Source organism: Streptomyces otsuchiensis (assembly GCF_004305975.1).
Lineage (GTDB): Bacteria > Actinomycetota > Actinomycetes > Streptomycetales > Streptomycetaceae > Streptomyces > Streptomyces otsuchiensis.
The window spans coordinates 1-5,985 of the sequence record NZ_BHZI01000327.1; the positions used below are offsets into that span (position 1 = coordinate 1).

Genomic DNA, 5,985 nt, shown 5'->3' on the forward strand with positions numbered 1-5,985 from the left:
CCCGCGCCCCCGCACACCTCCTGTCCCGGTCGCAGCACCCCGGCGCACGGTCACCTCAACTCCACCTGCACACAGGGCATTTCAACGGCTGCAATAGGCCCACCCGCAGCGGGCGGGCGTACCCGGCGCACCTCAGGGAGTGATCAGATGCGGCGATCATGGCTCGGACGGCCGACCGGCACCACACGGCGCGGCGCGGAAGGGGACGACCAGCCGGGCGACAACCGGAGCGACCCCGGCGAGCAGCCGCCCGCCGGCGCCTCCGCCTCCGCCTCCGAACAACTGCTGTACGGAGGCCCGTTGAGGTACTCCATGGGCTGGTCCGTCCACGACGACCACCTGTTGAGCCTCTCCGCCTGGGACACCATCCGCCGGCTGCCCCGCATGCTCGGCGTCTGCGTGCGGCTCGCCTGGCAGGCGGACCGCCGCGCGACCGCCGTCGTCGCCACCGCCGAGACGCTGCGCGGCGTCGTCCAGGCGGTCGTCCTGCTCGGTGTCCAGGCCGTGCTGGCCGCGTTGCTCGCTCCCGCGAACATCACCGACGGACTGCGCGACGCGATGCCGGCCATCGCGCTGATGACCGCAGCCGCGGCGGCCGGCGCCCTGCTGGCGGCGGTCTCCACCTACGCGGACGGCCGGCTCCGGCCCCAGGTCGAACGGCTCGCGCAGGAGCAGTACCTGAGCCGGACGCTCCGCGTCGAGATGGCGTCCGTCGAGGACCACGCCTACCACAAGCTTCTGGAGTCGGCCCAGTACGGAGCCCGTTCGGCCCGCAACATGATCGGCTACGGCACCCGCGTCATCGCCGGGCTGATCTCGCTGGTCGCCGCGGCGGGCGTCCTGACGGCGCTGCACCCCGTGATGCTGCCGCTGTTGCTCCTGATGACCGTGCCCAGCACCTGGGCGACCCTCACGATCGCCCGGCACCGGTACCGCTCCTACCACGAGTGGATGCAACACAGCCGTGCTGTCAACGAGTTGACGCGCATGCTGATCGACGAGAACGCCGCCGCGGAGATCCGGGTGCACGGCGTCGGGCCCTTCCTGCTCCACCACTTCCACGTCATGTCCCGTGCCAACGAAGCGGAACAGGCCCGCCTGGCAAAGCAGTCCGCCACCATCGGGCTGGCCGCCGCCACCCTCACCGGCGCGACCACGCTGCTCACCTACCTCGCGCTCGGCACACTGCTGTGGACCGGCGCGATGGCCATCGCCACGGCCGGCGCGGCCGTGGTGGCGATCCGCACCGGCTCCTCCGCCCTCGACAGCCTGGTCCGCCAGATCAACGACATGCACGAGGACAGCCTCTTCGTGCACGACCTGCACCGCGTGATCTCCGGGGGCCACGAGCGGGACATCCCCGAGGGCGGCGAGCATCCCCCCACCGTCCCCGGCGAGATCAGCGTCGAGAACCTCACCTTCGCCTACCCCGGCACCGACAGCGGCGCGGTGCTGCACGACGTCTCCCTCACCGTCCCCGCCGGGAGGGTCACCGCTCTGGTCGGCGAGAACGGCTCGGGCAAGTCGACCCTGGTGAAACTGATCTGCGGCCTCTACCGGCCGCAGACCGGGACCGTGCGCTGGGACGGCGCAGACGCGTCCGGCTTCGACCGGCTGGAACTGTTCCGCAGGTTCCGCCTCGTGGGACAGGACTTCTACCGCTGGCCGTTCACCGCCGGCGTCAACGTACGGATCGGCCAGTCCGACGCACCCGCCGACGCCCAGCGGCTGGAACGCGCCGCCGAAGCAGCGGGAGCCACCTCCCTCGTCGCCGGACTGCCCCAGCGCTGGGGCACCCTCCTCTCCCGCGTCTACCAGCGCGGCCACCAGCTCTCCGGCGGACAGTGGCAGAAACTCGGAATCGCCCGCGCCGCGTACCGCGAAGCGCCGATCCTCGTCGTGGACGAGCCCACCGCAGCCCTCGACGCCAAGGCCGAGCAGGAGGTGTTCCGCCGCATCCGCTCGCTGGCGGACGGCGGGCACACCGTTATCCTCATCACCCACCGGATGGCGTCCGTCCGCGACGCCGACCTGGTGCATGTGCTCCACCGGGGACGTCTCGTCGAATCCGGCAGCCCGGAACAACTCCTCGCCGACGGCGGCAGTTACGCCGACATGTACAACCTCCAGGCCGCCCAGTTCAGCCCCCGGCAGACAGCCGGCTGACCACCGAACGACACCGGCCGATCACTGGCCGACCTCAAACGAGGTTGCGCGGAGCCCCGCGTCCCCACTGGAATGAGGCGGGACGGCCACCGGGCCGGCCCCGGAAAGGACGCGACATGACCCAGGTCACCGAACCCATCCGGACGGCACGCCTCGTGCTCCGTCCCTTCACCGCCGATGACGAGGCGGACATGCTGGCGTTCGAGTCACGACCGGACGTCGCCCGCTACCTCTACAACGAGGCCCGCACCCCCGAGGACAATGCCCGCGAACTCGCCCTCCGCCAGGGCCAGACAGCCCTGCGCGCGGACGGCGACACCATCACGCTCGCCGTCGACGCAGCCGGCACCGTCATCGGCTACGTCCTGCTGACCCTGCGGAGCGGACAACACCGGCAGGGAGAGTTCGGGTACGTGTTCCACCCCGACCACGGAGGACAGGGGTACGCCACCGAGGCCGCCGTGGAAATCCTGCGACTCGCCTTCGAGACCGCCCGAATGCACCGCGTCATCGGCCGCTGCGACGCCCGGAACACCGCCTCGGCCGCCCTCATGGAGCGACTCGGAATGCGCCAGGAGGCGCACTTCGTCGAGTCCGAGATCTTCAAGGGCGAATGGGGTTCCGAACTCCACTACGCGATGCTGGAATCCGAATGGCGGGCCCGCGAGCACAGCACCCCCGACACCCCCTGACCCGCCGGAGCCCGGCTCAGCGAACGATCGCCTGGGACTCCTGCACCGCGACCTCGACCGCGGTCTCGAACCGCCCGTCCGGCAGGACACGGTCACAACTGCAGGTGTGCGACCCCGTCCAGGTCACCTCCCACGTCAGCGTCGCTCTCAACTCGTAGGACCCGGCCACATGCGTGGAGCGGCGGTAGAGGACACCACACGGTGGGTCCTCGCCGGAGCGCCCGCTCTCCCACTCCTCCCCGGCGCTGCCGTCCACCACCGGGCAGACACCGTCGGCGGGGAAGAGGTCCGCGTCGGGCGTCCCCGGGTCCAGGGTGAGCGAGACCGGCACGGCCGTCGTCTCCGCCCACACCCCACGGCCCGGCAACTCCGCCCGCACAGTACGAGGTTCGAGGTCGACACCGTCGACCCAGATCCATGTCGCCAGGTTGACCAGCTGCGCTCCGGTCGGATTCAGCACGACCTCCGTGTCGGGGATGCCGATCTCGTCGTACGCGTACTCCGCCAGGATCTCGTCGGTGATCGTCTCCTCCACCTCCGGCGGGTTCACCGGATCGCCCCAGAAGATCGGCTCGACGCAGTCCGTGCCGGGCCGGTAGTCGTCGGCCCGGTGCGGGTTGATGACGCCGCGCCACCACAGCCCGTCCTCGTCGGCGTCCCGGTTGTAGTCGTCGTAGCCCACATCGCCGTACCGGCTGCCGGTGTTGATCGCCCAGCCGGCCGGGTCGTTGTCACGGTAGATGTCCGTGAACGCGACGGCGGGCGAGTTGATGTTGAGCGCCCGGTGGCCGCGTCCACCCGAGGACTCCATCTCCTCGACCGCGTCGGCGAACTCCTCCGCGGTCATCCACGGTTCGTACCAGCAGACGGGCGGCGTCCAGTCGCCGCTCAGGGGTTCCAGGCCGCCGCCCCCGTCACCCTTACGGTCGCCGGTGATGACGATCTCCGAGGCGTGCACGTCGGCCGTGAGCCGGCCGCCGTCGAGTCCACCGCCGCCACCGCCGCCGCGGGAGTCCCCGTCACCGTTGCCGAACGCGAGGGCGCCGGATGGGATCACGATCGTCATGAGCAGCCCCGCGGTGACGGCGAGAGCCACGGTGGCGCGCCGGGCCGGTGCCCGCCCCGCGCGCGTCACCCGGCGCATTGCCCACGCTCGGTGTGGACCAGCACCGTCACCCAGACACCGCGGTCGTCCCGCTGGAGGGTGTTGCGGTAGGCGACGTACGGCGAGGCGGAGTCGGGCTGTTCCTCGCCCGTGCCGACGTCGGAGGCGACCGCGCCGCTCTCGTCGGCGCAGTAGGCGACGAGAGCCTGGTCGTCGCCGCTCGGGGTGACCTCCGGGTCCACGTAGCGGATCGTGCCCGTGATGGTCAGGTCGTTGCGCACGAAGCCGGCGATCCACTCCTCGGTGTCCACCAGCGCCTCGGCCGCGTGGTAGAAGCCGACGTAGTCCGCCTGTGGTTCGTGCTCCACGATCGCCAGGTCGACGGCGTTCTGCGCCGCGCGGGCGTCGCTGAGCACCCGCTGCTCGGTCGGGTCCTCCGACTCCCATCCCTCGTAGACACCGCTGATGCCCTCGGGCAGTTCGATTCGGGGACGGTCGACCCCGTCGTTCGCCGCGTCGTCGTCCGGTTCGGGCTCGGGCTCGGGGGTGTCGGACGAGCCGCCCTCGCCGACCCCCGGGACCTGGGCCGCGCCGCCGTCGGCGTCGCCGCACCCGGTCAGCAGCAACGCGGTCGCCGCCGCGACCGCGACCACGCCCGCCCTCGTCACGCGTGTCACGGAATCCCCCCGTTTCGCTCCACGGACACTCGACACCGATCACCCTAAGCAGCCGGACAGTGACTCAGGAAGACCTCGGGTCGGCCATCCACCGGTCGCTCGAAGCACACCCGGTGGCCGCACGCGCCCCGGCGCACAACGCACGGCGCGCTGCCAGCCGCGCGCACCAGAACGACCCACGCCACCTCCGGCGACCACGGAGCGTCCGGGCACCCGTACAGGGCCAGGGTCATACACCCCCGAGCGCCGACCCCACACACGACGCGACGGGCAACACCGGCCGGGCCGTCCAAAAATCACCGGAATAGCCGACACCACCCCGGGGAGGAATGCCGCGCCATCACGATCGGTGAGACAGGAGTGACATGGGGTGGAAGTGGGAGATCGCTGCGGTGCGGGCCCAGTTGGAGCAGCTGCTGCGCGAGGCCGACGAACAGTCGCGAGCACTCGACGGCCTGCGCGTCTCCGCCGAGCAGACACGGCACGCGGTACTCGGCGCCGTCTCCTCCGAGGCGGAGACGCTCCGCGCCGAGAACCGTGAACTGCGGCGCCTACACGAGCGGACGCTCAAGAGCCTGACCGACACCCGCGCCGCGGTGGACGCCACCCGGGCACGCGTCGACCAACTCGACCAACTCGACCAACCCGGCCACCCCGCACCGCCGTCGGAGCCGCCACCACCGGCACCGGCACCCGAGCCGGACCCCACGCCAGTGGCCGAACACCCCGAGCCGCCCGGCCCCGAACACCACCCCACCACCAGCGACCGGAGCGACGCGATGACCGACGACGAGGCCAACAGCAAGGCCCACGACAAGAGCCCGCACGTGAACCCCCTCACGGAGGCACGCACCGCCCACGCGCGCACGGGCACCGGCCCGGCGGACGAGACCCCGTCCCAGCCCACCGTCACGCCCCGCACCGACGAGCACCCGCGCGTCTACCGCACCCCGCACCTCGACCACCTGCTCAAGGCCGCCGGCATGGGCAACGCCACCCTCGTCTGCCACCGCGAGACCTGGGACTTCATCACCGAACAGACCGGCGGCCACCCGCACTTCCGCCCCCCGGAGCAGGTGGAGGTGTCCGACGAGGGGCGGATCGAGACCTCCCTCTCCGGCCGCTCGGTCCTCGCGGTGCTGACCGCCATGCGACAGGTCACCTACACCCACGAGCAGCGCTTCCTCGACCAGGACACCGAGGCCGAGGCCGGCGGCGACCCCGACCTGGCGACCTGGGCCCTGGCCGCCACGGTCTACAACCGCACCAGCGACGCCGTCCGCGACGTCGCCCACGAGCACCCCGACCACGCCACCCCCGTCATCATCCTCGACGACCGCACCCC

General features: G+C 71.6%; 5 protein-coding genes. 3 read left to right on the plus strand and 2 right to left on the minus strand.

Going from position 1 to position 5,985, the window contains the following annotated elements:
• Positions 1-147 precede the first annotated feature (147 nt).
• Together E0D90_RS22780 and E0D90_RS22785 are read left to right on the plus strand one after the other, a co-directional pair.
• A complete protein-coding gene (locus E0D90_RS22780) occupies positions 148-2,166 on the plus strand; it encodes an ABC transporter ATP-binding protein (RefSeq protein ID WP_130799886.1) in 2,019 nt (672 codons plus the stop codon).
• Positions 2,167-2,282: 116 nt separating this feature from the next.
• Positions 2,283-2,858, plus strand: coding sequence for a GNAT family N-acetyltransferase (locus E0D90_RS22785; RefSeq protein WP_130799887.1), 576 nt, complete (start codon positions 2,283-2,285; stop codon positions 2,856-2,858).
• A gap of 16 nt (positions 2,859-2,874) precedes the next feature.
• Here the strand turns inward: E0D90_RS22785 and E0D90_RS22790 are convergent, their stop codons facing one another.
• Positions 2,875-3,924, minus strand: a complete 1,050-nt coding sequence (locus tag E0D90_RS22790; protein ID WP_130799888.1) for a hypothetical protein — start codon at positions 3,922-3,924, stop codon at positions 2,875-2,877.
• 65 nt (positions 3,925-3,989) lie between these two features.
• Positions 3,990-4,631 (minus strand): hypothetical protein, encoded by a 642-nt coding sequence (locus E0D90_RS22795; RefSeq protein WP_130799889.1) that lies wholly within the window; start codon positions 4,629-4,631, stop codon positions 3,990-3,992.
• A 374-nt stretch (positions 4,632-5,005) separates the two neighbouring features.
• On the opposite strand from E0D90_RS22795, the gene E0D90_RS22800 reads away from it, so the two are divergent.
• A partial coding sequence (locus E0D90_RS22800; RefSeq protein WP_130799890.1) for a hypothetical protein occupies positions 5,006-5,985 on the plus strand: 980 nt, incomplete at its 3' end.